The organism is Fimbriimonadaceae bacterium, assembly GCA_023957775.1.
GTDB lineage: Bacteria > Armatimonadota > Fimbriimonadia > Fimbriimonadales > Fimbriimonadaceae > JAMLGR01.
On record JAMLGR010000016.1, the window covers coordinates 26,267 to 51,728 of the forward strand.

32 protein-coding genes and 3 tRNA genes are annotated in these 25,462 nt (G+C 63.4%); 19 read left to right on the top strand and 16 right to left on the bottom strand.

The window, feature by feature from the left end:
* Nucleotides 1-35 precede the first annotated feature (35 nt).
* The 5 genes from M9921_13010 to rpmH all read right to left on the bottom strand — a co-directional run bounded on the left by M9921_13010 (nucleotide 36) and on the right by rpmH (nucleotide 2,863).
* A complete protein-coding gene (locus M9921_13010; GenBank protein ID MCO5297769.1) occupies nucleotides 36-497 on the bottom strand; it encodes a KH domain-containing protein in 462 nt (153 codons plus the stop codon).
* Between the two features lie 388 nt (nucleotides 498-885).
* Complete coding sequence (locus M9921_13015; GenBank protein ID MCO5297770.1) at nucleotides 886-2,196, bottom strand: YidC/Oxa1 family membrane protein insertase; 1,311 nt, start codon at nucleotides 2,194-2,196, stop codon at nucleotides 886-888.
* Between the two features lie 16 nt (nucleotides 2,197-2,212).
* Nucleotides 2,213-2,365 (bottom strand): membrane protein insertion efficiency factor YidD, encoded by a 153-nt coding sequence (gene yidD / locus M9921_13020; GenBank protein MCO5297771.1) that lies wholly within the window; start codon nucleotides 2,363-2,365, stop codon nucleotides 2,213-2,215.
* 41 nt (nucleotides 2,366-2,406) lie between these two features.
* Nucleotides 2,407-2,697, bottom strand: a complete 291-nt coding sequence (gene rnpA, locus M9921_13025) for a ribonuclease P protein component (protein ID MCO5297772.1) — start codon at nucleotides 2,695-2,697, stop codon at nucleotides 2,407-2,409.
* A 31-nt stretch (nucleotides 2,698-2,728) separates the two neighbouring features.
* Complete coding sequence (rpmH, locus tag M9921_13030; GenBank protein MCO5297773.1) at nucleotides 2,729-2,863, bottom strand: 50S ribosomal protein L34; 135 nt, start codon at nucleotides 2,861-2,863, stop codon at nucleotides 2,729-2,731.
* Nucleotides 2,864-3,054: 191 nt separating this feature from the next.
* On the opposite strand from rpmH, the gene M9921_13035 reads away from it, so the two are divergent.
* The 3 genes from M9921_13035 (at nucleotide 3,055) to M9921_13045 (ending at nucleotide 3,594) form a co-directional block, all read left to right on the top strand.
* Nucleotides 3,055-3,140, top strand: a tRNA-Tyr gene (locus tag M9921_13035).
* A 9-nt stretch (nucleotides 3,141-3,149) separates the two neighbouring features.
* A tRNA-Thr gene (locus M9921_13040) sits at nucleotides 3,150-3,224 on the top strand.
* A gap of 94 nt (nucleotides 3,225-3,318) precedes the next feature.
* Entirely contained in the window at nucleotides 3,319-3,594 is a 276-nt protein-coding gene (locus tag M9921_13045) for a hypothetical protein (protein ID MCO5297774.1), read from the top strand.
* 202 nt (nucleotides 3,595-3,796) lie between these two features.
* On the opposite strand, the gene M9921_13050 is transcribed toward M9921_13045, so the two are convergent.
* Entirely contained in the window at nucleotides 3,797-4,207 is a 411-nt protein-coding gene (locus tag M9921_13050) for a hypothetical protein (GenBank protein MCO5297775.1), read from the bottom strand.
* 586 nt (nucleotides 4,208-4,793) lie between these two features.
* Here M9921_13050 and M9921_13055 point away from each other — a divergent pair.
* Nucleotides 4,794-5,261, top strand: a complete 468-nt coding sequence (locus tag M9921_13055) for a hypothetical protein (GenBank protein ID MCO5297776.1) — start codon at nucleotides 4,794-4,796, stop codon at nucleotides 5,259-5,261.
* Here the strand turns inward: M9921_13055 and M9921_13060 are convergent.
* Nucleotides 5,258-5,428, bottom strand: coding sequence for a hypothetical protein (locus tag M9921_13060; protein MCO5297777.1), 171 nt, complete (start codon nucleotides 5,426-5,428; stop codon nucleotides 5,258-5,260). The genes M9921_13055 and M9921_13060 overlap by 4 nt on opposite strands.
* 518 nt (nucleotides 5,429-5,946) lie before the next feature.
* Here M9921_13060 and M9921_13065 point away from each other — a divergent pair.
* The 4 genes from M9921_13065 to M9921_13080 all read left to right on the top strand — a co-directional run bounded on the left by M9921_13065 (nucleotide 5,947) and on the right by M9921_13080 (nucleotide 7,808).
* Nucleotides 5,947-6,165 carry a hypothetical protein gene (locus M9921_13065; protein ID MCO5297778.1) on the top strand — a complete coding sequence of 73 codons (219 nt, stop codon included), beginning with the start codon at nucleotides 5,947-5,949 and terminating at the stop codon, nucleotides 6,163-6,165.
* 116 nt (nucleotides 6,166-6,281) lie between these two features.
* A complete protein-coding gene (locus M9921_13070) occupies nucleotides 6,282-6,953 on the top strand; it encodes a hypothetical protein (GenBank protein ID MCO5297779.1) in 672 nt (223 codons plus the stop codon).
* A gap of 157 nt (nucleotides 6,954-7,110) precedes the next feature.
* The gene (locus tag M9921_13075) at nucleotides 7,111-7,368 is read left to right on the top strand and encodes a hypothetical protein (GenBank protein ID MCO5297780.1); all 258 of its coding nucleotides are present in this window, start codon (nucleotides 7,111-7,113) and stop codon (nucleotides 7,366-7,368) included.
* A complete protein-coding gene (locus tag M9921_13080) occupies nucleotides 7,335-7,808 on the top strand; it encodes a hypothetical protein (protein MCO5297781.1) in 474 nt (157 codons plus the stop codon). Before M9921_13075 ends, M9921_13080 begins: the two co-directional genes overlap by 34 nt.
* A gap of 313 nt (nucleotides 7,809-8,121) precedes the next feature.
* Here M9921_13080 and M9921_13085 read toward each other — a convergent pair whose 3' ends face one another.
* From M9921_13085 to M9921_13110, 6 genes are all read right to left on the bottom strand, one after another.
* Complete coding sequence (locus M9921_13085; protein ID MCO5297782.1) at nucleotides 8,122-9,015, bottom strand: hypothetical protein; 894 nt, start codon at nucleotides 9,013-9,015, stop codon at nucleotides 8,122-8,124.
* A gap of 206 nt (nucleotides 9,016-9,221) precedes the next feature.
* The gene (locus M9921_13090; protein MCO5297783.1) at nucleotides 9,222-9,383 is read right to left on the bottom strand and encodes a hypothetical protein; all 162 of its coding nucleotides are present in this window, start codon (nucleotides 9,381-9,383) and stop codon (nucleotides 9,222-9,224) included.
* A 120-nt stretch (nucleotides 9,384-9,503) separates the two neighbouring features.
* Nucleotides 9,504-10,001, bottom strand: coding sequence for a hypothetical protein (locus tag M9921_13095; protein ID MCO5297784.1), 498 nt, complete (start codon nucleotides 9,999-10,001; stop codon nucleotides 9,504-9,506).
* Nucleotides 10,002-10,152: 151 nt separating this feature from the next.
* Nucleotides 10,153-10,728 (bottom strand): hypothetical protein, encoded by a 576-nt coding sequence (locus tag M9921_13100; GenBank protein ID MCO5297785.1) that lies wholly within the window; start codon nucleotides 10,726-10,728, stop codon nucleotides 10,153-10,155.
* A 126-nt stretch (nucleotides 10,729-10,854) separates the two neighbouring features.
* Nucleotides 10,855-11,676 carry a hypothetical protein gene (locus tag M9921_13105; GenBank protein MCO5297786.1) on the bottom strand — a complete coding sequence of 274 codons (822 nt, stop codon included), beginning with the start codon at nucleotides 11,674-11,676 and terminating at the stop codon, nucleotides 10,855-10,857.
* A gap of 138 nt (nucleotides 11,677-11,814) precedes the next feature.
* Nucleotides 11,815-12,111 carry a site-specific integrase gene (locus M9921_13110; protein MCO5297787.1) on the bottom strand — a complete coding sequence of 99 codons (297 nt, stop codon included), beginning with the start codon at nucleotides 12,109-12,111 and terminating at the stop codon, nucleotides 11,815-11,817.
* Between the two features lie 427 nt (nucleotides 12,112-12,538).
* On the opposite strand from M9921_13110, the gene M9921_13115 reads away from it, so the two are divergent.
* The 8 genes from M9921_13115 to M9921_13150 all read left to right on the top strand — a co-directional run bounded on the left by M9921_13115 (nucleotide 12,539) and on the right by M9921_13150 (nucleotide 19,478).
* Nucleotides 12,539-12,820, top strand: a complete 282-nt coding sequence (locus tag M9921_13115) for a hypothetical protein (GenBank protein MCO5297788.1) — start codon at nucleotides 12,539-12,541, stop codon at nucleotides 12,818-12,820.
* Between the two features lie 165 nt (nucleotides 12,821-12,985).
* Nucleotides 12,986-14,425, top strand: coding sequence for a hypothetical protein (locus tag M9921_13120; GenBank protein ID MCO5297789.1), 1,440 nt, complete (start codon nucleotides 12,986-12,988; stop codon nucleotides 14,423-14,425).
* Between the two features lie 157 nt (nucleotides 14,426-14,582).
* On the top strand, nucleotides 14,583-15,251 hold the full coding sequence (locus M9921_13125; protein MCO5297790.1) for a hypothetical protein: 669 nt from the start codon (nucleotides 14,583-14,585) through the stop codon (nucleotides 15,249-15,251).
* A gap of 28 nt (nucleotides 15,252-15,279) precedes the next feature.
* On the top strand, nucleotides 15,280-16,518 hold the full coding sequence (locus M9921_13130; GenBank protein MCO5297791.1) for an aminotransferase class V-fold PLP-dependent enzyme: 1,239 nt from the start codon (nucleotides 15,280-15,282) through the stop codon (nucleotides 16,516-16,518).
* Between the two features lie 23 nt (nucleotides 16,519-16,541).
* A tRNA-Pro gene (locus tag M9921_13135) sits at nucleotides 16,542-16,618 on the top strand.
* A 16-nt stretch (nucleotides 16,619-16,634) separates the two neighbouring features.
* Complete coding sequence (locus M9921_13140) at nucleotides 16,635-17,318, top strand: hypothetical protein (GenBank protein MCO5297792.1); 684 nt, start codon at nucleotides 16,635-16,637, stop codon at nucleotides 17,316-17,318.
* 38 nt (nucleotides 17,319-17,356) lie between these two features.
* The gene (locus M9921_13145) at nucleotides 17,357-17,695 is read left to right on the top strand and encodes a P-II family nitrogen regulator (protein MCO5297793.1); all 339 of its coding nucleotides are present in this window, start codon (nucleotides 17,357-17,359) and stop codon (nucleotides 17,693-17,695) included.
* Between the two features lie 136 nt (nucleotides 17,696-17,831).
* Nucleotides 17,832-19,478: a tetratricopeptide repeat protein gene (locus tag M9921_13150; GenBank protein MCO5297794.1), complete on the top strand. Its 1,647-nt coding sequence runs from the start codon at nucleotides 17,832-17,834 to the stop codon at nucleotides 19,476-19,478.
* 13 nt (nucleotides 19,479-19,491) lie between these two features.
* Here M9921_13150 and M9921_13155 read toward each other — a convergent pair whose 3' ends face one another.
* A complete protein-coding gene (locus M9921_13155; GenBank protein ID MCO5297795.1) occupies nucleotides 19,492-20,088 on the bottom strand; it encodes a PEP-CTERM sorting domain-containing protein in 597 nt (198 codons plus the stop codon).
* A 98-nt stretch (nucleotides 20,089-20,186) separates the two neighbouring features.
* Between M9921_13155 and M9921_13160 the strand changes: the two genes are divergently transcribed.
* Nucleotides 20,187-21,521 (top strand): hypothetical protein, encoded by a 1,335-nt coding sequence (locus M9921_13160; protein ID MCO5297796.1) that lies wholly within the window; start codon nucleotides 20,187-20,189, stop codon nucleotides 21,519-21,521.
* Between the two features lie 70 nt (nucleotides 21,522-21,591).
* Here the strand turns inward: M9921_13160 and M9921_13165 are convergent, their stop codons facing one another.
* Together M9921_13165 and M9921_13170 are read right to left on the bottom strand one after the other, a co-directional pair.
* A complete protein-coding gene (locus tag M9921_13165; GenBank protein MCO5297797.1) occupies nucleotides 21,592-22,125 on the bottom strand; it encodes a hypothetical protein in 534 nt (177 codons plus the stop codon).
* 357 nt (nucleotides 22,126-22,482) lie between these two features.
* Nucleotides 22,483-23,082, bottom strand: a complete 600-nt coding sequence (locus M9921_13170; GenBank protein MCO5297798.1) for a PEP-CTERM sorting domain-containing protein — start codon at nucleotides 23,080-23,082, stop codon at nucleotides 22,483-22,485.
* A gap of 106 nt (nucleotides 23,083-23,188) precedes the next feature.
* On the opposite strand from M9921_13170, the gene M9921_13175 reads away from it, so the two are divergent.
* Nucleotides 23,189-24,526 (top strand): hypothetical protein, encoded by a 1,338-nt coding sequence (locus M9921_13175; GenBank protein ID MCO5297799.1) that lies wholly within the window; start codon nucleotides 23,189-23,191, stop codon nucleotides 24,524-24,526.
* A 124-nt stretch (nucleotides 24,527-24,650) separates the two neighbouring features.
* Nucleotides 24,651-25,436, top strand: coding sequence for a matrixin family metalloprotease (locus M9921_13180; protein MCO5297800.1), 786 nt, complete (start codon nucleotides 24,651-24,653; stop codon nucleotides 25,434-25,436).
* Nucleotides 25,437-25,462: the final 26 nt, after the last annotated feature.

Below are 25,462 nucleotides of genomic sequence, written 5' to 3' on the forward strand. Positions count from 1 at the left end.
GGTTGAGTGATTCCCGATTCCCGATTCCCGGCACCTTACTCGGCCGGGGCGATCACCACACGGCGATTGGGCTCCTCACCTTCGCTGTAGGTGGTGATGCCTTCGATTTCGGAGAGGGCCTTGTGCACGATGCGCCGCTCGAAGGCGGGCAACGCGTCGAGGACCGCTTCCTCGCCGCGTGCGAGCACCTGTTCGGCGATCTTGGTGGCGAGTCCGGTCAGCGCCTCTTCGCGCTTGGTCCGGTAGTTGGCGCCGTCGAGCACGATGCGGACGCCGTTGTCGAACTTGCGCGAGGCGATGATGTTGGCGAGATACTGCGAGGCGTTGAGCACTTCGCCGTGCTTGCCGATGAGGTGGCCGACGTCGCGGCCGTCCAGTTCGATGTTCACGTAGCGGCCCTGGAGTCCGGCGACCTTGGCCGTGATCTCGAGGTCCGCCGAGGCGAGCATCTCTTCGACCAGGGCGAGCATGGCCTTGCCGTCTTTGGCGGTGGCCACGGCTTCGGCGCGGTCCTGCTCGTCCGCGGGCTTGTCGGCCTCGCTCTTGGCCTCGGCGCGCGGCGCGCCTTGCGCGCGGGCTTTTCGGCCGCGGGTTCGGGCTCGGCGGCGGCCTCTTCGACGGGCTCTTCCACCTTCTTGGTGCGCGTGCGGCGCGCTTTGGGCTTCTCGGCTTCCGCGGGCGGCTCGGCGTCCACCACGGCGGTGGCGGCCTCCTTCACGGCGGCGGCTTCGGCGCGGATGCGTACTTGGCCGCGCCCAAACAGGCCTTTGGACTCGTCGAGGACGGTCACTTGCAGCGTGTCCTCGGCGACGCCCAGTTGTTCGGCGGCGATCTTGCGGGCCTCGGCGAGCGAGGCGGCGGTGGTTTCGACGGTGTTGTTGGCCATCACTTCTTTTTCTTCTTGGGTTTGTGCATGCGGGGCGTGCCGGTTTTCCCGGTGGACCCATTCATTGATCCGTTCGTCGCCTGGGTCGGGTAGACGCCCCCTCCCGGAGCGTTGACCTTGACCAGTGCGGGAAGCGGAAGACGGTAGGCGCGCAGGCTTTGCGCGGTGGCGAGCACGTTCGTGCCTATCCAGTAAAGCACGAATGCCGCCGGTACGGGGAAGACCCCCGTGAACATGAACACGGTGAACATCACGGACATCGCCACGCCGATCATCCGCTGCTGCTTCACGTTGGAGGGGTCCGAGACCGGCGTGAGCAGCGTGGTGGAGAGCATCGAGATGCCGTACACGATGATCAGCAGGTTGTCCTTCTCGCCCAAATTGTGGGCGAAGAACGAGCCGAGGCCCGAGTCGGGCTGGATCCAGAGGAACGTGCCCTTCTGGAATTCGTAGCGGTAGTGCAGCATGCACTGGTACACGAGCAGGAAGAGGGGCATCTGCAGCAGCGCGGGGAGGCAGCCGGCCATGGGGTTGATGCCGTACTCCTTGTACAGCTCCATCACCTTGACGTTGAGCTCCTGCGGGTTCGTGTACTTCTTCTTCAGCTCGGCCGTGAGCGGCTGGAGCTGGGACATCTGGCGCGACCACATGTACTGCTTCTGCGCCATGGGCCAGATGATCGCGCGGACGACCAAGGCGAGCAGCAACGCGGCGAACGCGTAGCTGAAGCCGGGCTGGGCGCCGGTGAGGTTCACCAGGAAGTCGATGAGTTGGAACCCCGGCACGAGCCCCCACACGAGGGTCGTGCGCCCGAGGTGGGTCATGTTGACGTTGATGTCGTCGAGCAGGGCTTTGGGGGAGACTTCGGTGCGCGGGAAATCCTTGTGCGGCGGGACTTGGAACGAGGTGGTCCACAGCCCGTTCTCCTCAAGCTGGTGCTGCTGGCTCTGGAACGTCATGAACGCCTGGTTCATGCGGTTGAAGTCCTTGCGCTGCATCGCGGCTTTGAACTGCGTGTGCGCGACGAGGACGGTGCCCTCGGCGACGAGTTTGTTCCCCTGCTCCTTGGTGAGTTTCTTGGCCTCGACGTCCGCGTCGACTTTGCGGTGAAGCACGCCGGCGAGCGAGACGATGCTCTGGTCCTTGATCTGCTTGTCCAGGGTGCGCATCTCGCCGAGGATCTGCTGCGGGGTGCGGGGATCGGGCGCCTTGTTCTGGTTGTTGAAGAACAGGTTGTAGCCCAGAAACAGCACCATCATCATCAGCAATGTGGTGAGGAAGTTGCCCTTGGGCGGTTGCGGTTGGCTCATGGTTTCGATTTGAAGACTAGGGGACGGGGTCGTGGCCTCCGGGCCGGAACGGGTGGCAGCGGCAGATGCGTTTGAGTCCGAGCCACGCGCCTTTGAGGAGGCCGTAGCGCTCGATGGATTCCAGTGCGTAGTTCGAGCAGCTCGGGGTGTACCGACAGGTCGGCGGCATCCATCGCGTGCTCTTTTGATATGCTCGGATCAACAACACTCCTATTCGCCTGCCCATCTCCGGTCCATGGCTTCCAACATCGTTCGCAGCTCGCCGACGATCGCTTCGAACGCGGCCCCCGCGCCTTGCGGAGTTACGATCAACACGTAGTCGAGGTTGCCGTTCACGTGTGGGTCGTTGCGCCGAAGGCTCTCGCGAAACCGTCGTTTGGCACGGTTGCGAAGCGGCTTCGAGCCGATTTTTTTGGACGTTGCGATCCCGCATCTTCCTTCGCCGGGGAGGGCCATCAGGCGGCAATTGGCTCCCCCGACGCGCTTGCCTTCACGGAACACGACGTCGAATCTGCTTTTGGTGAGGCCTTCTCTAATGCGTCAGTCGCGCCCGACCCTTGAGACGGCGCCGCTTGATCACGTTCTGGCCGTCGGTGGTGCGCATGCGGACGCGGAAGCCGTGGGTCTTGCTGCGCTTCCGGTTGTTGGGTTGGTAGGTTCGTTTCATCGGGACTGGTCTCGGACAATCAAGAAATGTTCGGCGATGATACCCGGGACGGGTGGTTTGTGGTTTGTGGTTTGTGGTTGGTGGTTGGTTTATCCCCGGTTCACGCCCGCTGGACGGGCGTGAACCGGGGGAAGGCATCCACCGTGATGGGAACGGAGCGGTCCGCCGAGGTATAAACTAGCGTTGCGATTGGGGAGTTGCCCGAGTGGCCAATGGGAACAGACTGTAAATCTGTCGGCGAATGCCTTCGTAGGTTCGAATCCTACACTCCCCACCAGCTCCACACGCCCTCGTAGCTCAGAGGTAGAGCACTTCTTTGGTAAAGAAGAGGTCACGGGTTCGATTCTCGTCGAGGGCTCCAGATTTCAGGTTCAAACGAAGGGCTACGAGTGAGGTCTCTCTCTGGATTTGACAGCAGGGTGACAGCAGAGGGCTCGTCGAATCGGAGGCAGAAGATGATTGATCTTGATCAGATGCGGAAGGAAGCCGGCATCGAAGAACATCCGGTCGGCGCGAAGTTTCGAGACAAAACAACCGGCGACGTGTGGTCGGTATCCCATCGCGGCGGCTACGCGGGTGTGGACGCCCGCACCGGTGAGTTCACGTTGCAAAGGCCCGTCCATGGTGAATTGCGCCATTGCGGTTATTCGTACGAGTGCAAGTCCTCCGATGGTCGGACAAGGACGATCTACGGCGACGAGATCGGTCGTGAGTTCGAAGCGGTTGATTGAGTAAGCCATCGGCCCGACCGGTTCGGCCCGCGGGCCGACGTTTCAGGAGGAAGTTCGAACGTGTACGTCAACGAACGATCGTAGGCGGATCCCGCGCCGAGTCACCCGGAGCAGGACGCCCGTGCGAAGGTCGATCGGGTCCCCCAAGGTCGACACCATGCCCCCTGCCCTGGGTCATGCAACGCGAGCCGTCCTGCTCGTCCTACTCCAGAGGTTGGCCGCTCCAGTCGTAGGCCTGAGCATAGTAGCCACCGGCTTGCCCCCGGCCAGTATGGACCCACATCGTAAGGTCCGGCACGAACAGCTTGCCTTTGGGTTTGAACTCCACTCTCATCACATAGATGGACTTCCTGCGACCTGCTGGACATCTCGCGAGTGCCACCGCGTTCACGGTTCGGTAGCTTCCCAACTTGGTCTTCTTCACTCGGACCCGCTTGCGGTCGTGCCCAAGAGCTAACGGCACCATCGCATCGTCTCCCTCAATCGCCACTGCGTTTGCTTCCGTCGTGAAAGCCAGGCACAAGAAGCCTGCGGCGAGGAGTGCCGCGCCGACGTTGAGCCCATCAGTGAGCAAGCGCTGGCTATCCGATCTCCGGTCGATGGTCTTGGTCACTACGCCGCCGTGGTGGGAGCAGGCACCTTGGGTTCCTATGCTCGGGCTTGGCCAACCGTCAGCGCACTGCTGATGCGTCTCGATCAGTCCGGAGCAGATGTATTGCGAGGTGCCGAAGGCACCGATCGCTCCCCAGGCCGCCAACCCAAGAAGCCACGCTCAACCAGCGTGAGTGATCATCAAGACCCGGTATACCCGGCTAGGACTGACGTCCTGTGGAATCAGGGCATGACACTTCCACGCGAGGTTCGCAAATCGCAGATCGTCGCCGACTACCAGGGCCTGGCGTCCGCCGTCAGGGATCTAGCCGCTTCGATCCGCCGCACCACTTCTGCGGTGAGCTCTTCCGCGCGGTGCGGATGCGCCTGGGATCGGTGGGGACTTGATCCTGAGGAATGCTTCTGCAGAGCGCCCTGCTCGGCGGGCTGTTCCTCGGCGGCACCGTGATTACGGGCGTCATACGACTGACCACCGCCATCAAGGGCGTCGTTACCGCCATCCGGGCGGCGAGGCTCGCTGCATCGATCACGCAGGGGATCCTTGGGGGCCTGGCCGGCGTCGCGAAGGCCATCGCGCGCTCGCTGCAGTGGCGATCTTCAAGCTGGGCGAGTCTTTGGTCGGCCAGGCGCCGAGGATCGGGAACTCGGATCTTGGCCGCGAGTACGAGGCCAAGGTGAAGGAGTTTCAGGAGATCATGGGGGCGCCTGGCGGCTCCGCGCCCGGAGTCTCCGGCGGCGGCATCGAGGGCATCCTCGCCAAAGCGATCGAGGTCATCTCCGGCATCGCATCGCCCCAACGCAAAGCGAACGCGCACCTCGAGCGCATGGAAGTGAACACCAAGCAAGCGGTCGATCTCCAGCGCATCGCCCTCGGCGGCGGCGAACTCGGGCGCATGGGCGTCACGCCGATCGAACTCAACCACATCAACGGCGGAGGCGGTGGCGTGAGCGGAGGCGTTCAGAACATCGCCCGCGCCATCCACGAGGCCATGCAGGCGGCGTTCCGCGACGGGCAGATGAACGCGGCCCGCGCGGGGCTCATCGGCAGGGGCTAGGGCGCCGGATCCGCCGTGATGGTTACGTGCTGCTCAAGCTCCATGAGCTTGTCCGGCTCGGGCCAACCGATTCGGGGTCCGTACGTTTCCGCATGGAACACCACCTTTCGGACGACCCAGGATCGCTCGCTCGCCTGGCATGCGATGGTGTCTCCCACACGCGGCACTGCGTAGAGGGTAGCGCGACGGGGTTCGCTTCCGTCACAGAAGAGCAACGCCCTGATTGGTGTTGGTTCCATGCCCCGCATTCTAGCTGACGGAAGGACCTAATGCCGACCGAGTGGGCCATCCAGATGCTGCCGCGCCGAGGGGCCAGGATGGATCTGCGTCTGCTGCGCCACCCGGTGGAAACCTCTTTGTTCTGGACGTGGCCCCATCGGTGGCAAGCGGCGCTGGCGTCCTTGGGTCGGCGGTTGCCTGTGCTGCCCCGATCGACTGGAACGATGCCTGCATCCGCCCAAACTCGAGGAGGTCCCCGTCCCGGAACTCATGGGGCGCCTCGATCGCAATACCGTTGACCCGAGTGCCGTTCGCGCTTTGTAGATCGACAACCATCCAGGAATCACCCCGGCGGAAGATCCTCGCATGGTCTCGAGTCAGACAGAACTACAGAGTTGTGAGCGCCTCGCCCAAAGAAGGGCGTCCATCACTTACTTTCTTCTCGTATCCGATTTACACTTCGGTCATGCCGCGTGGAACAATGACTGCGAAGGCGCAGCTGGCGGCCGATTACCGGGCGCTGGCGTCCGCGAATCGTGACCTAGCAGCCTCGATCCTCCGCTACTCCCCCACCGATCCCAGGTGCATCCGCGCCGCCGAGGACCTCGCGGCGCAGGCGAAGACGTATGAGGAGAGGGCGGAGCAAGTCCGCAGGGCGCCGGTCGGAACGCGGTTCTTTGCGTGAGTTGGGTCGAAAGTCTGCATAATCGTTGTCGGGAGAGACTTTCTGGATGGGGCGCGGCGTCATCAGAAGGTGACAGCCACCATTCACCCCCAATAGTGTGCTCCGAGGATGACAATTTGGGAAAAACATTGAATTTCGGTGATCTGCCATTGATGCGGGCCGAATACGGTTTGGCGTTTGCCCCGAGCCCGCCGGGGTTTGATGAAATTGCTCGAATTAGGAACATCTTCAGCAAGCGGCTACCGCATATATCAGACTTCTCGGGCGGCGGTAGTTTCACATTCTCGATCGGCCGTGAGATAGGAGTTGGATTAGATGACTTGTCCCTGGGCATCGGACTGGCTTTGAGGCACAACCGATTGATCGTAGCATGGCAAAGGCTTAAGCCCGAAATGGCATATGTGCGTTTTGAGACCTTACAGGCATACCTGGCGGAAGCTCTGGATTTGATTGAACCCCGCTCGATTTCCAAGGCCGTAGGCTTCTACGTCAACCTGATTCCAGATTCGCATGGGGACCCGATCGACCTCGTTTCGAAGGAGCTCTTCCCACGCTTGCCCGATGGGAACGTGTCCAGTGAATCGCGGGGCAGTTGGGAAATCATGGGCGGGCGGGCGAAGTTGAGCCTGACACAAGTTCCCGAAGGTGCTGTTCTGGATACGAGATTTAGCATGGCAGCATCCGACAATCCAATGGAGTCCATTGGCAGGACTCATGATGCTTTGATTGGGTTTTTCGACGCGATTATCACGGACGAAGCGAGGAGGGTTTGGAAGCTTGAGCATTAGTGAAAGGTTCGTATCCACGACCCCCAGTCAGGGATCGTGGTCATTCGAGAGTGAACGAATCACGGCAAATACGTGGGCGCCGTTATCAGTTTCACCTGCCGAGTTCTTGTTGCCATCGGCACTCTTCAAGAAGGGATGGGCTACACTTCTCGAATCCTTGTTGGAGGCCAAAGAGGATGGATTGGCATTGCCTTCGGTTGCGGCTCTTGACCGTGCAGAGGAAGGCCTTATTAGTATCTGTCTGCGCCTGACTGAGCAGATGGACGAGGAAAGGATTCCAATCGTTGTTGCGGTAGTTACTGAGGTGGGCGGGATCGAGATCGTTGGCTATTTTCACGGCATACGAGGAAGATATACCGCACGAATTGATCAGGATGGAGCATGTCTGCAGCTGACAACAACACGGGAATTCTAGCGGTTGAAGCCGATGAGTCACTACGGCGGTTCATGAGCCGGCGCCAATGCGCGAGTTCAAATGAAGGCGAGGTATGGACAGTTTTTGGGCACCTCTTTTTCGACGACAAGGAAAGTTACCTGTCATTTCATATGAAACCGCAAGACTGGGATGACGCCGACATCTTGACCTATCGAATGGCGTATCCGAGCATTTACGAGAAGGTGCCTGGCGTATTGCAGATGCACCGGAGCCTGTTCATAAGGGCTTCGATGTCAGTCCCCTGTTTGAGCGATGATCCCGATGATGTGCCCGACTATCGACCCTTGCACTGCGATTGGCCCTGCCCTGGGAGCATTGAAGATGCTGACACTTTGGCTGACATCGTCACCACTGCCCTGGCTGTCTCTCAGCAAGCACGCGTGGTTTGCAAGGTAGAAAAGCTCAAGAACCTCGGCTAGTAGAACACCTAAGTCGCTTCGCTTATCTAGTCTCTATCCTTTATCGGCATCCAATATGCTCGACCATCATCCCAAAGCACCAGAATCCAAGTTTCGCCTGTTCTCGGATCGATTCGAATCGTGCGCTCACCGAACTGTTCGAAGACATAAGGGTTTGTGCTGACCATTGTCGGATGTTATTCCTCTTGTCTGGTCGGCGTCAAGAGCAGCGCTCAGCCCTCTTTCTCGGACGACATGGAATCACATTCCGAGAGTGACAGCATCCCCCGACCCACGTCTACGCATTCCGTCAGGTTCAAGGTGTCCGTTTGGACTATCGGTAGCCAAAGTCTTCGGCGTCAGGTTTGACCGGGTCTGTCCCTTCTGAGAGCGATTGCCTGATGTTGTCGACTGGGTCAAGGCGGTCGGCTACCATGGTCGCCCACTTCGAGAAGTCGTCGGTCTCGCTCCGCTCTCGGGACTTGAGTGCGGAAACCAGCGGCCTGATCGCCACGGACCGCTCAAGGGCTTTCGAGAGTCGTATCAGCTTCCGAACCCGAGCCCGTTCGTATTCTACGGCCCGTCGTCGCGCCTCGCAGGATCGCGCTTGCTCTGCGCGCTCATGCTCGATCCGGATGCGTTCCAACTCCCGCTCGTGTTTCGTTTGGAGCAACACGAGCACCCCGGTTGCCACGTCGTCAAGCCGATCCTCCATGCGGGTGCCTTTCGTTTCTTGCCATTGATGGGTGGCGCCGCCGCCATAGACTTCCTCACAGCGAAACTGCAATACGCCGGTTGGAGCCGACTCGCGCGGCGGGCTGTCGTCTCCGTGGATCGAGATAAGCCTTCGTCGTGGTTTGCTTGGGTCCCGGTAGGACGAGCAAAGTTCTCGAAACTCGATGGAGACGGTCTCGACACCGTCCGTGATCGAGGAGTTCCCGCTAAGCGAAATGCCGATTCCTGGCAGCCGGCCGATCAACTGGTCCCACGGCCAGATAGCGCGCGGGATCGATGACTGGCTTACCTTCGTCGCGAGGCCGCCTTCCGATTGCGAGCGCATGAGGCCGCTGCTGTCCGCCTGCCCGAACCCGGATGTGGTTCGACGCAGGGCCGGCGACAGATTGACGACTGTGTAGTCGCGATTGGGGACCTCTAACCGACGGACTTCGTCGGCACTGTGCGGTTCCCGCTTGCGTTTCCGCTTCTCGTAGACCCATGTGTCTGGCAACCCGTTGCCCCCTCATATTCTAAGGATCCTGGTGGCAAGTGACACTTCGAATCTTCGAATCGAAACGCCACCTGCGCCACCCCAGAGGCCATCAGGCAAAGCCGCGGCACCAGAATAGTCTCGCTAACGCAGTCAGAAGCCAATCGTGATCTGGCACCCCGCAGATTTGAATGACGCTGCGTTGGGGTGGAGCACCTGCACGGACTTTACCCGCGAGGCGGGAACGGTTCCCCTCGCTCCTTCTCGAGTTTGGCGACGTAGTCCTTGGCTGCACTCTCGAGAACCCCGCTCACTGTGGCGCCGGGCGTCCAATAGGCGGCCCTTCGGATCCGCTCGAGCAGTTCGGCGTCGATCGTGAAGGAACACATGGGGCGGCGCCTCTTCGGTTGTGCGGGTGGGGACGAATCGGGTCGTTTGGCCATCGCGGACACTCCTTGAAGGGGCCCGCGCGGATAGCGGGCACAAGGTCATTATTCGATCGGCCGACGCTATGCGCTCGCCTTGACCGCCGCGCACTCGTCCGGATGGAACGTCGCGTCGCCGCGCCAGTCGTCAATCGCGCGGCCGTCAGGCCATGGGATCGTGTGCCCGCGCAGCTCGATTGGGCGTCGTCCGGCGTCGCGGAGGTCGATTGCAGGCACGGGTTCGCCCCAGGCGCGGAACAGGGCCTCGATCGTGCCTTCGAATGCGGCCTCGTGTTGATGGAGCAACTCGACGAATCGGGCCTCAGACTTGTCGTCTGCCCATTCCTTCGTCTCCTCGTTCCACTTGTGGAGCAGCAGGTACCGTTTCTCAACGTGGATCCGAAGCCCCTCCGGGTCGAGCCAATCGACTGCGGCCTCGGCAAGGCGGAACGCGAGGTGCCACATGATCTCAGCGTACTCCGCTGCGCTGATCGTGCGGCGGTCCCGCAACAGGCGGGCGCCGCCAAGGACGTCGTACGGGGGAAGGAAGCTGAAGGCTTCCGCGAGGGTCATACTCTTCATGTCACAGACTCCTGGTTAGTTTGTGGCCACGCTCCCGGCCGCTCCAACGGCGCGGGGGCAATTTCAGGCCCGTGGTTATGATATCACGGATTGCATTGACTGTCAATACAAACAAGCAGGGGAACTCGATCGTTTGAAGTCCGTCGAACCCTCAATGCGGTGGGCGATTTCGATACCAGCGATAGCCGTCGGCGTCTACCTCATAAAGGGACTTGGCGTCCGTGCTCGCGGATTCGAGAGGCGCGCTCTTAGCGCTCGGCTTCGGCCTGCTTTGCATGCCCGACCCTTTCCAAGGTGAGGCCTGCCCGAGATCCTCAAGATCCGCTGCATATGGCTCCCACTCAACAATCCCCTCGAGATGGCGTCCGCTACCACTGCCAGCCGACTCCGCCCGAGTGCTCTTGGCGACTTCAATTGCAAAGCCAGCCTTCACCCGTGTTCCAAAAGCGTTGATTGCCGAGACAGTCCCTTCCATCCTGTACGCGGTCGGCGAGACGGCCAGGATCCGGTCGACGTGGGCGCGGCTCGTATCGGGATTAAGAGTCGCCTCAACAATGGACTCGATGATCTGGTCCTTTGCCTCAAGAGCCTCGCCAGGCGTGTACTGGCCACCGAGAACCCGGATAGGGAATTCGATCGGATATTCGTTCCTGGCCCTCAGTTCTTCCTCACCTTGGGATTCCCTGACGTATGAAAGCGCGGCCCACAGCGACAAGAGCATGAGCACGATCGCAATCCCCCAGCGTGCCAAGTTGGAGACCCGAGGTGGGCGCCGCCTGCTCATTACGTGCATTTGTTTGCGATTACTCCCGGTTCCCCGATGTCAGGCAACTCAACCTTGGGTGGCATGGGCTTATTCCCGGGTCAACCACCTGCGGAGGCCATTGCGCCAAAGCGTGGTCGTCGACGTGAAGACGGCATAGACGCGATCGGAAGCGACCCGCTCCGACGCACCATAGAGCGAGTCGGCGAACTTCGGCGTCGGGGCATACCAGATGTGCCCGTGGCCGACGATGCTGCCGGATCCGGCGTCGACGAGCTCGGCCTCGATCACCGGTTCACCGGGGATGAACTTCGGATTCAGGATGGCCTTCATGCCGCTGAACGTCATCGAGCCCGTTCCCGAGCCGATCTCAATCTGGGTGTCCGCGTCCTTGTAGATGCCGCCGATCGCCACGAGTTCAAGGCCGCCGACTCTGCGGAATCGCGCAGCGCTGTAGACAGTGCGCGAGGCTGTTCCTGGATGCATAGCCATCTCGAGGTAAGTGCCCTTCGAGTCGAAGGTGGCCCAGCCTGCGGCGCCAGCGTTCGCGGGGGGAAACGGCATTCGATGGAGGGCAGAGGTTTGCCCAAAGACCGACTTGTAGGAACCATCGTTAGCGGAGCTTGGCCACCAGTTTCTTGGGAAAACGTCGCTGTTTTCGCACCACGTCCAAAACTCGGTACCTGCAGGTGCCGTGCGATCGTAGCTCATCACCCCAACACGATCGCCACGGGCATAGAACATCGCTTGCCGATCAGTTGGAGATGGCTTGCTCGCGGCAGGGTCGGATTCGAATGTTGATTTCGCCTTCTTTCCCCTCGTTGCAACCGCGACCATGTTGCCATCAGTCCAGATGCCCGGCTCCAAGTAGACCGGGCCAACGAGGGCGGAAGCCAGAAACATTGCTAGCATGAGTTGATTATATGACGGAAGGGCCTGCCATTTGAACGGGGCTGCTGCAGTGGGCGCAGACAGTTCTCAATCTCCTTCCATTCTGGGTCCTGGGCGCCACTCCCGCGATTTCGCCTGCGTGCCATCTATGTAAGTCCCCTATTGGCCCTTGGTTTGATAGGCCTGCTCCAGTACGTCGAACGCGGCCCGGTGCGCAGCAGGTACTGCATGGGCATAGAGATTCGCCGTGTTCGCAATCAGAGAGTGTCCCAGGATCTCCTTGACCACGTTAAGCGGAACCCCGCGCGCGACAAGGTGGGGGCCGACCGTGTAGCGCAACTTGTGGAAGCTGATCTTCTTGGCGATCTTCGCCTTGGCCACAAACGCCTTGAGGTTGGTGTTTACGGTCTTGGGATCCAGCGGACGGCCCTCTGAAGTCGTGAAGCAAAGGCCCATCTCATTGAATTCCTCGCCTTCGGTTGTCGATGCCAGGATGGGGTTCGCCGGTTGTCAGCCTGAGATATCCCTCTCCCTGCAGCAACCGATCGTCCGGCGAAGCGGCCAGTATCGTTTGGAACGCTTCCATGAGTTGCCAGGACGCCACCTTGCCAATCCGACTCCCGACTGCAGCTATCGATTCATAAGGAACTTCCACAGTGAGCAAACCTCCGCATTGCAGGCGACGATTATGCCCCACGACTCCCTGCGGGCAGAGGTTGTGCGCTTTTCCCGCCCGGTGCGGGTGGGTTGAAAATTGCGGAAGTGATCGCAAGGATTGCCATCGCATGTCGAATCCGCGCAACCTTGGGGTGGAACGGCTTGTCCTCGAGGCGGCAACCAGCGTCATGCCGCCACAGAGTACGGGCGCGTTGGGGAGACGGATATGACACTCGAAGAACTGATCGACCTTGGCGATTTCGGCTCGGCCAGCAAGAATCGGGACGGAACGTACACGGTGGTCGTGTCGGTCGACGGCAACGTGTTCGAAAGCAACGAGCGGTCCCTCGACCGTGCGCTCAAGGATGTCGTCCGATCCATCACGGTCCACGTCCACGAGCGCGACCGGGCGCTCGACAGGCTCCGCATGATCGCCGGGAAGGCGCCTCTGCTGCTGCCCGAACCCCCGTCCGCGCTTCCGATGCCCGAGAACGACGGCGAGAGGTGACGCCGGCTTGGGTCCCGCCCGGACCGATGTTCTGGCTGGGAACTAGGCCTCCTTTGCTGCCAGCCGCACTCTTTTTGCGCCATCGCCCCGAATTCGTGTTACGATGTCCGATGGAGGTGGCGGACAAATGGTCCCCCCTGCATGACAAAAGGAGTGACCCGATCCATGCGAAACCGACGCGTCTTGGCCTTTGTTTTTGCGTGCGCCCCGTTTGGCTTCGTTCTCTTCGGACTTGTCCCGGAGGGAATCGGACAGGTGCCAGGGGATCAGCCGGTTCTGCGCGAGCATGTGAACCAGTCGGACATCGACCGGGGAAGACTGTCGCTCGCCCAACTGTTCGCGAAGGGGAAGTTCCTCTTCGAGGCGCGCTTCAACCGTCTGGACGGGTTCGGCCGACCTGCGGCGACCGGCAATGGCGTGCCGACGAAGCGCACCCTCGGCTCGGCCCCGTTGATGAACCGGGTCTCGGGTCCTGACTCGAACTCGTGCTTCGGCTGCCATAACCTGCCCGAGTCCGGCGGGGGAGGGGACTTTGTTGCCAACGTGTTCGTGTTGGGCCAATTGGCGGACCCCGTGCTCGAGACGATCGACCCCCTTTTCAGCAACGAGCGCAACACCCTCGGGATGCACGGTTCCGGCGCGATCGAGACCCTCGCGGTTGAGATGACACAGGAGTTGCACGCCCTGCGTGCCTCGGCGGCCCGTGAGGCGGCCGCCCAAGGGCACGACGTCGTTCGAGGACTGATCGCAAAGGGGGTGGATTTCGGCGAGATCCGAGCGCACGCGGACGGCTCGTTCGACACGTCGGGCGTCGAGGGCGTCGACCCAGATCTCATCATCAAGCCGTTCCACCAGAAAGGCGTCGTCAACTCCCTGAGGGTCTTCACCGTCAACGCGTACAACCACCACCACGGAATGGAGGCGGTGGAGCGATTCGGGACCGCCCAAACGGGGGAGGCGGACTTCGACGAGGACGGCGTGCCGAACGAACTGTCCGTCGGGGACATCACCGCCGCCACGATCTACCAGGCCGCCCTTTCCGTCCCGCGGCAGGTCCTTCCCCACGACCCCGCCGCGGTGCGAACGATCCGCCGAGGGGAACAGGCGTTCTCGCAGGTCGGATGCGGCGATTGCCATCGGCCCACGCTCGTCCTCGACCGACCCGTGTTTCACGAGCCCAATCCTTACAACCCGCCCGGCAACCTTCGCCCCGGCGACGTTCCTCGAGCCTTCGAGTTCGATCTGACCTTCCGCCAGGAACGAAGCCTCCTCGAAAGGCTGCCGAATGGCAAGGCGGCCGTGCACGCTTTCACCGACCTCAAGCGCCACAAGATCGCCGACGCCGAAGACCCGTTCTTCGCCAACGAGCGCGTCGTCCAAGGGGGGGTGCCGCTGGACGTCTTCCTGACGCGCAAGCTGTGGGATTGCGGCAGTTCGAGCCCCTTCGGGCATCGCGGCGATTGCACGACGGTCGGCGAGGCCATCCAGCATCACGCGGGAGAAGCGCGGGCCGTTCGAGAGCGCTTCTTCGCCCTCCCAAATCGGGACCAGGCCGCCGTGATCCAGTTCCTCCAATCCCTCCAAGTCGTGCCCGGTCCTCCCTAGGGCCAACGGTGGCCATGGGCGCGGACGCCGCCGCAGGGCGTTCGCGCGCCCTTTCGCGGTTTCGACTCGTCCCGACTAACGGGGTGGTCTGCGCGCTTGGTGCCGGGCTGAAACCGAGCCGATGGGAGTCGTGGTGAATCAAAGATCTTGGATTGGGATGGCAAAGGTCGCGGCCGCCGTGGCCGTGGCCGTGTGCTTGGCCTCCTGCGGCGGGCGAGGCGATTCGGCAGCGTTGCCCTCGTCACTCACGACGCTGAGTTTCTCCGTCGACTGGGGGGAGCGGAGCCGGACCTTCGCCGGACCCGGCTCGGCCCAGTCGGTCGTGGTTCGAGTCGCCGCCGCCGGGTTGCCCGCGGGCGACGCCGTGGCGACCGCGAATCGGGACGCCAATCCGGCCGCGCACACGCAGACGGTCTTCACCGGCCTCGTCTGCAAGTCCGGCGTGTTTCCGGTCTCGGCGATCTTCTATGCGGACCGGGACGGCGGCGGCGCGGTGGTCGGGCTCGCCTCGGGTCTCCTGACCGTGGACTCGGGCGGGGCTCTGCAGGGGACCCTCGCCACGCAGGGGACCATCGCCAGCGTCTCGGTCGGCGCGGGGCAATCCCTCGTCGTGGGCGAAACGAAGCAGTTGCTGTACTCGGCGCGCGGCGACACGGGAACGCTCATTGCGGTGAGTCCCGGCTCGGTGCTGTGGCACGCGAACAACTCCAACATCGCCTTCTTGAACGGCTACGCGAAGGGCGTCGTGGTTGGCAGCAGCCAGGTCACCGCGACGATCGATGGGCACCCCAGCGCGCCCGTCGCCGTGAACGTCACCTGGTTCTGATCTCGCGCCGATTGGATACGATGGAAGGGTGAACGCTCCGCCCAGCACCCCCGTGTCGATCGACCAGGTCCGCGCCCGGTTTCCCGGCCTCCAAACGCCGTTCGCGTTCCTCGAGAACGCGGGCGGGTCGCAGCTTCCGGACTCCGTGATCGCGGCCATGGACGCCTACTTCCGGACGTCCTTCGTGCAGTTGGGCGCCGCGTACCCCGCCTCCGATCGGGCGACCGAAACTGTGGACGAGGCGCACCGGTTCATGACCGAGTTCGTGGGTGGCACGGGGATCGGGCACGCCATGCTCGGCCCGTCGACCAGCGCCCTCATGCAGATGCTCGCCCAAGCCTACGCCGATGTGCTCGCACCTGGCGACGAGGTCGTCGTCGCGGCCAACGGCCACGAGTCGAACGTGGGTCCGTGGGTGCGCCTCGAGCGGCGCGGGCTCGTTCCGCGGCTCTGGGGGCCCGATGCGACCACAGGCGAGTCCACCCTGGAGGGTTTGGACCGCGTTCTGACGCCCAAGACGAAGATCGTGGCGCTGTGCCACGTGTCGAACCTCCTGGGCGGGATCCTCGATCTGGCCCCGATCGTGGAGCGAGCCCATGCGGTCGGCGCCCGCTTGGTCGTGGACGGCGTGGCGTACGCGCCGCATCGGGCGGTCGACGTGCGGGACCTCGGGGTGGATTGGTACGGCTTTTCGAACTACAAGGTGTTCGGCCCGCACATGGCCACCTTGTTCGGAACCCACGAAGTTCTGGGGGAGATCGACGGGCCCAACCACTTCTTCGTGCCGCGCGACTCAGGGGTTGCCAAGTTCGAGCTGGGAGGGGTGAACCACGAAGGCTGCGCGGGACTCTTGGGGCTTCGCCCGTATCTCAATTTCCTGATCGGGAGGGACGCGGCGGCCGCCGTCGATCACGGGGCGGTCCGACAGGCCTACGCCGTGATGGCGGGTTTGGAAGGACCGCCGACCGCGCGGCTGGTCGAGTGGCTGCAGGCCCGTCGCGGCGTCCGCATCGTCGGCCCGAACCACGCCGGGCCGGATCGCGTGGCGACCGTGAGCTTCGTGCACGACACCCAACCGTCGTCCGAAATCGCGAAGGCCGTCAACCGGCAGGGCATCGGCATCCGCCACGGCCACATGTACTCCCACCGCCTGTGCCAGGCGCTCGGCCTCGATCTTGTCGAGGGCGTGGTGAGAGTGAGCATGGCCCACTACAACTCCGTGAAAGAGGTCGAGCGGCTGTTGGAGGTGCTGGAGCGGGTGACGTAAGGGAGGTATCATAAGCCGCTTGTCGGGATGTGGCTCAGCTTGGTAGAGCGCTGCGTTCGGGACGCAGAGGTCGCTGGTTCGAATCCAGTCATCCCGACCATCTTCCCCTCAGACTCTTGAACGTTCCGCCCTTCGTTCCCGAACCCATCGAGATTCCCGGCAACGTTGCCGAGGAGCGGTATCCCGTGATGCTCGGGTTCGTTCGGCGAGTGGCGACGATGCATGTCGGCTCGGTGCTGCTCGTCTATGGCGTCGCGATCGCGCCTCTCGCCAGTCCCGGCCTGGGGGTTGCCGCCCTGATGCTTCTCGCGGCTCTCGCCACGCTGAGCCTGGTGCGCACGTTCACCAAACCTTCCGCCCTCGACCAGAAGATCTCGCTCGTTCTATTCCCTCTGGTTCTCCTCGCCCTCGGGTGGGTGGTCAAGGAGGCGCTCGCGGTGGGGTTCCCGGCGTGGTCGCCCCTGTTTGGGCTCGCGGCCGCCTGGCTCTTTGCGATGCTGTGCGGGCGGGACCTGAGCTTCGTCGGGCAGTTCGTGATCAGCGCCCTGGTCTCCTCCGTGGCTCTGGCCGTCGTCGCGACCCTACGCCATGTGCCCTCCCTCGTCTCGACCGAGGCGCTCGCCCTCAACTTCGGGATGCTCTTCTACTGGGTCTACGACCTCGCGTCCCTGCTCTCCCGCAGACGCCTGGGCGAGGAGGCCGCCGCGGTGGTGGACCTCTACCGGGATATCCTGAACTTCATCACCTATCCCATCCGCACCGTGCGCCACTGGCGCGACTACCGCATCTGGCGCGTGTAAAAACACGACAAACGACCAACGACAAACGACCAACGAAGATGATTCGCATCACATGCACCATCCGCCCGCACCGCCTCGAGCAGGTGAAGTCCGCGATCGCCGCCCTGGGCGTCTCCGGCATGAACGTTGCGGACGTCCGCGGCACCGGCAACTCGCCGGAACGGTCGAACTGGTTCGCGGGCGAGGAGCACCTCGTGGCGCTTCCGCTGCGGGCGCGGGTCGAGGTCGTGGTGCCGGACGACCTCGCCGAGGCGGTCGTCGAAGCGGTCCTCGAGAACGCCCGCACCGGGGAGCCCGGCGACGGCAAGATCTTCCTCGAACGCGTCGAGGATGTCCTGCGCGTGCGGACGGGCGAGCGCGGGGACCCGGCACTTTAGAGTCGTTGGTCGTTGGTCGTTTGTCGTTTGTCGTGGCTTCGGTGCGAATGATTTGTCGGCGCCGTTCGTCATACTGTTGTTTTGAAGGATGTTGCAGGCAAACGTGCCTGCACCCCTGCACGCGAGGCGCACGATCATGATCTCTCAACTCATCGCTCTGGCAGTTCTCGGTCTCTCGGCCGCACCGACGCAAATCAACGTCAACGCCAACGACGGCGACGTTGTTTCCGGCGAGAAGACGTTCCGGGTCACGGTCCAATCCGACAGCCCGGTCGTCCAGGTCGAGTTCTACGTCGGCGACGCGTTGCGGGAGAACGACACGAGCACCCCCTACGAGTTCAAGGTCGACACGCTCGGGTTCGACGACGGCGAGGTCAAAGTCGCGTTCGTCGCCCACACGCAAGAGGGCAACCCGGCTCGGAAGGCCCTGACCCTGCGCGTGGACAACGGACTTTCCAAAGGCGCGGATTTCCACGTCCAGAAGGCCCAGGATGCGCTCGCGGTCAGCAATTGGGACGAGGCCATCTTCGCGGCTCGCGTCGCGCTCAAGATCAAGGCGGACTACGAGCCTGCGCGGCTTGCCATGGCCCGGGCGTACATGGGCAAGGGCGTGCTCGACTCCGCGCAGCGCTACGCCGAAGACGTTCTGGCCGAGAAGCCCGACAACATCGAAGCGCTGGAAATGCTTTCGGTCATCAGCCTCCAGCAAGCGTTCAACACGTACAACCGCGGCGGGGACCGGAACCAGACGATCACCACGATCCAAAACGCTCTGAAAGCGGCGGTGACGAACCGGCGGAAGTCGCTCGAAGCCTCTTTGGACAAATTGCAGCCCGTCACGGATGCGAACCAGCTTCGCTATGCCGACATGGCGATCGAGGCGAGCCGCTACTCCGCGGCCATCAACGCGCTGTTGCCCACGCTTCGCAAGGACAACACGGCGAACGCGATCGCCAACCGCGTGGCCTACGCCCAGCTCCGCGCCGGGCGTATCACGGACGCCCGCAGCACGCTGAACGACGTGGTGAAGTTCGGCGGCCTCGACGCCTACGGCTACGCGCTGATGGCCGTGGTAGAATCGCACCTCGGGAGCCCCACGGGCTCCGACGACATGATGCGCGAAGCGATCCTCTCCGATGCGGAGGACCTCGGCGTGCGCACCGCTCAGGCGTACATCGCGCTCCGCCGCAACAACGCGGGCGTGCTGTCCCGACTTGCTGCGGACCTGGCGCGCGACCAGGGCGGCAGCTCGATCGTCAACACGTATCTCTGCGCGCTCTCGTTCAAGCTCAACCGCTACGACGACAGCCGGAAGTACTTCGAGCGCGCGGTGCTCGCCGAGCCTACGAACTACGACGCCTACATCGAGCGCGCGAACAACGCGATGGCGATGTCCCAGTCCGCGAACCTGTCCGATACCGACAAGGGCCACGAGCTTCGCATGGCGCGCGTGCTCTTCGAGACCGCGCTTCTGTGCAAAGAGGATTCGTTCGAGGCCCTGACCGGCCTCGCGCTGGCCGCGATGCGGCAGGGCAAGAACGATGAGGGCCTTCGCTTCGCTCGGGCTGCGACGGCTGCGGGTCCGCAGTACGCGGCCGGCTGGTTCACGCTCGCCGCGGCTCAGGCGGCCAACAACCAGGCCACGGAGGCGGCGGTCTCCACCCGCAAGGCGGGGACGCTCGACCAGCCGAACCTCGAGGGCAGGCAGGTCCCCAACGCGGACATGGCGTGGCGCTACTTCACGCAGATGGGGCGCACGCCGCTGATGGCCGCGCCGAAATAGGAGTTCGCGGAGGCTATCGCTTGCGGCGACGTCTGGCGAGCACCAACGCACTGGCGGCAAGGGCCAGCGTCGCAGGTTCGGGGACGGGGGCAAGGGCGGTCTCGGCGACATAGGACTTCTGCGGTCCGCCAATGCCGTTGCTGATGTCGTTCCACGTCCCGTAGGGGTTGTTGAGCCCGTGCCCGAAGAACTGGAGCCAATTCTCGCTTCCACCGCTGTTGTTCGGTTCGCCGCCGGCCCAGTTGGTGTACGACCACGTCTCGCCCGTCACCCAGGCCCAGTTCCCCTCGGTGATCTCGTACCCGCCGAGGTACGGGCCCTGGCTGTTGCCGGCGGCGTCGTTGCCCCAGTAGACAAGGTTGTTGGCCAGGTTGAAGACAAAGTCGTTCTCGGCGGCCGACGTGAGGGTCGCGAGATCCGAGCCTGCCGCCAGGCCCTGGGCCTGCGTGCGGGCCTCGGACCACGAGTTGTCGTTCCCTGCGATCAGGACCACCTGGTACCAGTGGTCGTTGCCGCCCACGCCGCTGCTCCACTGCACCCAACCCGCCTGCGACATCGCTGCGGCCGCCATCACTCCGGCCAGCGCCATGGATTTCAATGGTCTTTTCACTTCAAGACTCCTTTCCCCCAGTGGAGGCACCGATAAGATAGGTGTTCATTGCGTGACAAGAGCGTGACACGGTGGCGAAAGCAGACGATACGGTAGAAATGCGTGGAGGCGATGGGGCTGTCCTGCGCGTGGTGGGCGGGGACGAGGTGGCGGTGTTTCGCGGTGACGAGCCTCTGCCGGCTCCTCCGACCCGCGCAACCCTCGCGCTGCTGATCGGCCTGTGCCACTCCGGAGAGACCTGGAGTCTGCGGGAGACACTGGCCGCAAAGCTCTATCCTGAGTCGACCCCGTCGAATCGCAGGGTCTCCCTGCGCCAAACGCTGTCCCGACTGAGAAGGTGGGTGGGCGCGGATCGGCTCGAAGTCACCAGAACCCATCTCCGCCTTGCTCCAGGATTCGAGTTCGAGCCTCTGGCCCCACCCCCGCCGGGCGGGGTGAGTTTTCCCGCCCCGGACCACTCCTGGTTGGCTCGCTTGCCGGGCGATCGACCAGAGTCGTCGAGGCCGCACGAGCCGTCGGTGGAGGACGCCTTTGCGAACCTCGTGCACCGTGTCGCCCGCGTGGATCGGGACGAGGCGCGCGCGCTGCTCGTGGGTGGAGTCGACCTCGCCTCTCGCCTCTCGCCCGACCAGCTCTTTGATCTGTTGTCCGAAGTGCGCCCCCGCGATCGCCGCGATCCCGAAGTGTTTGGCTATCTGATGCTGTTGGCAGAGGCCCACCACAGGGCGATGTCCTGGCATCGGAGTCTCTCTTCGGCGGCACGAGCTGAGCGGCACGCGGTCCATCGCAAGAGCCGATTGGGTGTGGTTCAGGCGATGGCCAAGCGCCTCTTCAGCCTTTGCGAGGTGGGCCACATGGGAGAGGCCGCGGAGTGTGCTGCCGTGCTGCAGGCGCGTTTGGATGGGCTTGCCGGCGATGGCGAATCTTCCAATGCGCTGGCATGCTTCCACTGGAACAGCGGCCGGTTGGACTTGGGGCTGAAGATCATGGATGGGATGGCGCGTTTCGAGCGCGGTTGGCCCCGGTCGACGCGGATTCACTACTGGACGAACCGTGCGGTGCTGGCCGGGGAGGCGAGGGCCCTCGAGTTGGCTGCTGACTGCACGGTCGAGCTGGGTCAGCTCTACGTGGAGGGCCAGACTCGATGGCTCGGCGCCTCGGCAGACATCGCCACCGCCCGTCTACTCGAACTTCAGGGCGAGCCCCTCGAGGCCGCGCGTCGCCTGGACGCCAAGGTAAGGGAGTTGGAGGAGGGCGGCTGGGCGATCGACCGGATGTACGCTTTGGAGGCGCTCGCGGAGATGCAGGCAAGGTCGGGCTCCGTCGAGTTCGCAGCCGCCACCTGGCTCCGGTACGGCCGGATGCGCTCCAGTTCCGGATCGCGCCCGAACCCACGCTACTTCTTGCGAAGGGCCTGTGTCCTCCTGCACTGAGAGCCCGTTCGAGCCGCCCGCCGGATGATTCCGGCGGGCGGCCTACTCTCCCTCCCCATTCTGTGTCAGATCAGGTTCGTCGCCGGCTTCGTGCGAGCGCCAACGCGCAAGCAACGAGTCCCATGGTTGCGGGTTCGGGGACCGGTGCGGACGCCATTTCGGCGACGTAAGACAACTGCGGGCCACCATCTCCATCGCCTACGTCATTCCATACAGCTTCGCGGCCGTGGAGACCATACAGCTGAAGCACGTTCTCCTGTCCACCAAAGTTGTTGGGTTCGCCGGGCGACCAGTTGGTGTAGGACCATGCCTCGCCGGTCACCCACTCCCATCCGCCGTCTGGTTCGTTGGAGCCCGGGGTCTGGAAGCCGCCGAGATAGGGGCCTTGATGGGCGCCAGCTGCATCAATCGCCCAGAACTCCGCATGGTTGGCGAGATCGAACACGAAGGAGTTTTCCGCAGCCGAAGTGAGTGTCGCCAGGTCCGAGCCGCTCCCGAGAGCCTGGGCCTGTGCGCGGGCGGCGCTCCACGAACTGTCGTCGCCGGTGATCAGCGCGACCTGGTACCAGTGATCGTTCCCACCGGAACCGCTGCTCCACTGCACCCACCCCGCCTGCGACAACACGGAAGCAGACAAGACGACCCCGAGAGCCGTTGTGCGAATTGAAAGCGTCATTTCAAAAGACCTCCTATCCCCCGGTGGAGGAGACGCCCATTGTAGGGCGTGTGAACGTGACAAAAACGTTACGCGTTGGCGGAAGGGAGCGATACGGTACAAATGCGTGGTGGAGTGGATGAGGCTCTGCGGGGCGAAATCGCCGACGATCTTGTGGCTTCTTTGACGCCTCGTTCTGGAACAGCGCCCCGCCCATTAAGAAGCCCGTTCAGACCGCCCGCCGGATGATTCCGAACGGGCGGCCTTCTCTCCTTTGCACGGGTCGCCCGAGAGTGAAACGAGCAGTTACCGGCGTCTGAGCCGGCGTCCGACGAGGACGCCAAGGCCAAGCGTGAGGGCGGCGATCGAAGCGGGCTCGGGAACGGCTTCGGCGACGAACGCGAGTTGTGGGCCGCCAGGCGCATCGGTCATGTCGTTCCAAGTGGCCGCGCGTCCGGTCCCGTTCGCGAAGAACTGGAGGACACTCTCGTCGCCGCCGTTGTTGTTGGGCTCGTTGCCAGCCCATTGGGTGAAGGACCACGGCTCGCCGGTCACCCAGGTCCAGCCCCCTGCGGGCTCGCTCGAGCCGGGAGGCTGATACGCGCCGAGATAGGGGCCTTGGTTATTGTTCGAGGCATCGATCGCCCAGTAGATGGGGTTGTCGGCCAGCCCGAATGCGAAGGCATTCTCCGCTTCGGACGTGAGCGTGGCCAAATCGACGGCCTGACCCTGGGGGCCGGTCATCGCCTGAGCTTCGGCGCGCGCCGCGCTCCAGGAATGGTCCGTGCCAGCAATCAGGACGACCTGGAACCAGTGGCCATTGCCGCCCTGCACCCATTGCGCGCCCGCTGTAGCGGCGGTCAACATCGTCGCTGCCAGCGCCAATTCTCTTAGTCCGTATTTCATCGCCTTCTCTCCTTTCATGCTATCCCTGCCACAATGGTGGGAGGGACGTGCGTGACGCAGGCGTGATCGCCTGGCGAATGCACGGGTTCTCGCAAAAATGCCTGCCGTGGAACGGGATCGGGTCTTGAGGATCCAGGTCGGCGGCCAGTTGACCGTCGCTTGCGGGGATGTCCCATTGCCTCCTCCCCCGTCGAAGACGGTCGCCGTGCTGCTCCTCGGACTTTGCCAGAGGGGGCAGCGGTGGAGCCACCGCGCCGAGATCGCGGGCAATCTCTATCCGCAGGGAGACCCTTCGCGCGCACGCATCGCCTTGAGGCAGGCGGTCTTGCGGTTGAGGCGGTGGATCGGTCCCGACCGACTGGAATCGAACACGGAGCATCTGCGGTTGGCGCCCGGGACTTGGCGGTTAAGCGTGGCTCCTGCCACGGACATGGCCCTCGACCGCGTGCATCTGGTTCCCGACCTCGAGCACCCCTGGGTTGATGCCATGCGGGCGCAGTGGAGTCCCGCGGAGCCCCCTCGAGCGACGGACCGGCTCGAAGCCTTTGCGCAGGTCGTCGAGGCGTTCGCCGGCGGGGACCCCGACGTGGCCCGGGCGATCCTTCTGGGAGGACGCGCCGCGGCTCTGCAACTCCCGCCGGACCGCCTCGCAGGGTTGCTGGCGTTGGTGAGACCCCGGGATCGCCGCGACCTCTGGACGCTCGAGTTCTTTCTGGTTCAAGCCGAGCTGTACCATCGGACGGCGAGTTGGGCGACCAGTTTGGCGGCTGCCTCGAAGGCCATCCGTCTGGCGCACCATCGCAAGAGTCGCGCAGGGGCTGTCTCGGGGATGGCCAAAGCGCTGTTCACCCTGTGCGAGATGGGGCAGTTGGGAGCGGCCCAGGAGATGGGACGAGCGCTGGCCTCCTCCACGGGAGCGAGCCGCGACGGCGAAGCGGGCAACGCGCTGGCTTGCCTGGATTGGGACCTCGGCGATTACGGTGGCGCACTGCGTCACATGGATACGATGGCCCGAATCGAGTCGAGTTGGGATCGGGCCACGCGCCTTCACTTTTGGACGAATTTTGCGGTGTTGGCGGCCGAGGCGCGCGAGGAGATGCTTGCGCTTCGATGTTTTGGAGAGGCCCAAGCGCTCCAGCTCCCGGGAGAGCAGGGTGCCTCGCGAGGCATGGTTTCGGTAGCACGTGCGCGCCTTGCGGAGCTTTCAGGCAATCCGGAAGCCGGGAGAGTCCTCCTCGCCCAAGAGATTCCCATCGCCGAGGCCGCAGGGTGGAGAACCGACGTGCTGTACCTGTTGGAGGCCTTGGCGGAGATGGAGTTTGCTTGTGGGGCCCACGAGTCCGCGGTGGCGACGTGGAGGCGTTACCACGGGATGCGCCGGGCCACAGGCTCGCGCCCCACCCCGCGCTATTACGCGAGGCGCGCGCGCGCCCTGCGAGTCTGAGGGCTCCGGTCCGCGGAATTCGGTACCCGGAAAAAGTGCGAGATCGGCGGCCGAGCCCTTGGAACCTCATGCATCGAATTGTTACAATCTCTCTTTCCGTCGCAGTTGGCGGATGGGGGATTGGATGAAGAATTCGACATTGGGGCGTTCCTTGCTGGTGCTCGCGGGCTTGGTGGTCGTAGGTCAGGCGGGCGCCTATTCGTTGCTATCGCAGAAGTGGGACGTTGGTGTGAACAAGGCTGAAGTCATGGCCGGCAACCTTGGGACCGCTGGTTCTGCCACATGGTCCGTCATGGGGGCCGGGTTGGGGATGGAGGGCTATGAGACCCACGGTGGAGCCCTTACGACGTCGTTGACCGCTTTGACATCCGGCGATGAGATCGCGATGATTGGTGCTGCTATTGACGCTTGGGCGGCTGTATGCAACTTCACCAATCTCGGCATGGTCGCGGACGGCGGCGTGAATGGGGGGGCTTCGGAGGCTTCGGGGGGTCATCTAGGCGACATGCGGTTCGCCTCGATCTTCATCGACGGCGGAGCCGGCCCCAATGTGCTTGCCCACGCCTACACGCCTGGCACGGAAACGCTCAACGGAGCTGGCGGGACGATCCTTGGCGACGTCCACTTTGACAACGGCAACACGTGGGGGGATGGTTCGGGCGGTACGATCGACTTCTACACGGTTGCCCTCCACGAGATCGGCCACGCGCTTGGCCTGGGTCACTCCTCCGTAACGGGGAGCATCATGGAGCCGGTTTACGCGGGACCGAGGCACACGTTGCACGCGGACGACATCGCGGGGATCCAGGCCATCTACGGCGCGCGGGCGCCCGTGCCCGAGCCTGCGACCATGGTTTTGGCGACTGCGGCGCTCCTGACGGCTGCCCGCCGACGCAAGCGGACTGGATAGACGAGCCGAGGTCGAGCAAAGTGAGA

Coding starts and splice junctions, on each gene's coding strand:
- M9921_13015 (MCO5297770.1), bottom strand. CDS start 2,196: ATGAGCCAACCGCAACCGCCCAAGGGCAACTTCCTCACCACATTGCTG.
- yidD (MCO5297771.1), bottom strand. CDS start 2,365: ATGCCGCCGACCTGTCGGTACACCCCGAGCTGCTCGAACTACGCACTG.
- rpmH (MCO5297773.1), bottom strand. CDS start 2,863: ATGAAACGAACCTACCAACCCAACAACCGGAAGCGCAGCAAGACCCAC.
- M9921_13045 (MCO5297774.1), top strand. CDS start 3,319: ATGATTGATCTTGATCAGATGCGGAAGGAAGCCGGCATCGAAGAACAT.
- M9921_13065 (MCO5297778.1), top strand. CDS start 5,947: ATGCCGCGTGGAACAATGACTGCGAAGGCGCAGCTGGCGGCCGATTAC.
- M9921_13080 (MCO5297781.1), top strand. CDS start 7,335: ATGTCTGCAGCTGACAACAACACGGGAATTCTAGCGGTTGAAGCCGAT.
- M9921_13090 (MCO5297783.1), bottom strand. CDS start 9,383: ATGTGTTCCTTCACGATCGACGCCGAACTGCTCGAGCGGATCCGAAGG.
- M9921_13095 (MCO5297784.1), bottom strand. CDS start 10,001: ATGAAGAGTATGACCCTCGCGGAAGCCTTCAGCTTCCTTCCCCCGTAC.
- M9921_13105 (MCO5297786.1), bottom strand. CDS start 11,676: ATGCTAGCAATGTTTCTGGCTTCCGCCCTCGTTGGCCCGGTCTACTTG.
- M9921_13110 (MCO5297787.1), bottom strand. CDS start 12,111: ATGGGCCTTTGCTTCACGACTTCAGAGGGCCGTCCGCTGGATCCCAAG.
- M9921_13115 (MCO5297788.1), top strand. CDS start 12,539: ATGACACTCGAAGAACTGATCGACCTTGGCGATTTCGGCTCGGCCAGC.
- M9921_13120 (MCO5297789.1), top strand. CDS start 12,986: ATGCGAAACCGACGCGTCTTGGCCTTTGTTTTTGCGTGCGCCCCGTTT.
- M9921_13125 (MCO5297790.1), top strand. CDS start 14,583: ATGGCAAAGGTCGCGGCCGCCGTGGCCGTGGCCGTGTGCTTGGCCTCC.
- M9921_13145 (MCO5297793.1), top strand. CDS start 17,357: ATGATTCGCATCACATGCACCATCCGCCCGCACCGCCTCGAGCAGGTG.
- M9921_13150 (MCO5297794.1), top strand. CDS start 17,832: ATGATCTCTCAACTCATCGCTCTGGCAGTTCTCGGTCTCTCGGCCGCA.
- M9921_13160 (MCO5297796.1), top strand. CDS start 20,187: ATGCGTGGAGGCGATGGGGCTGTCCTGCGCGTGGTGGGCGGGGACGAG.
- M9921_13170 (MCO5297798.1), bottom strand. CDS start 23,082: ATGAAATACGGACTAAGAGAATTGGCGCTGGCAGCGACGATGTTGACC.
- M9921_13180 (MCO5297800.1), top strand. CDS start 24,651: ATGAAGAATTCGACATTGGGGCGTTCCTTGCTGGTGCTCGCGGGCTTG.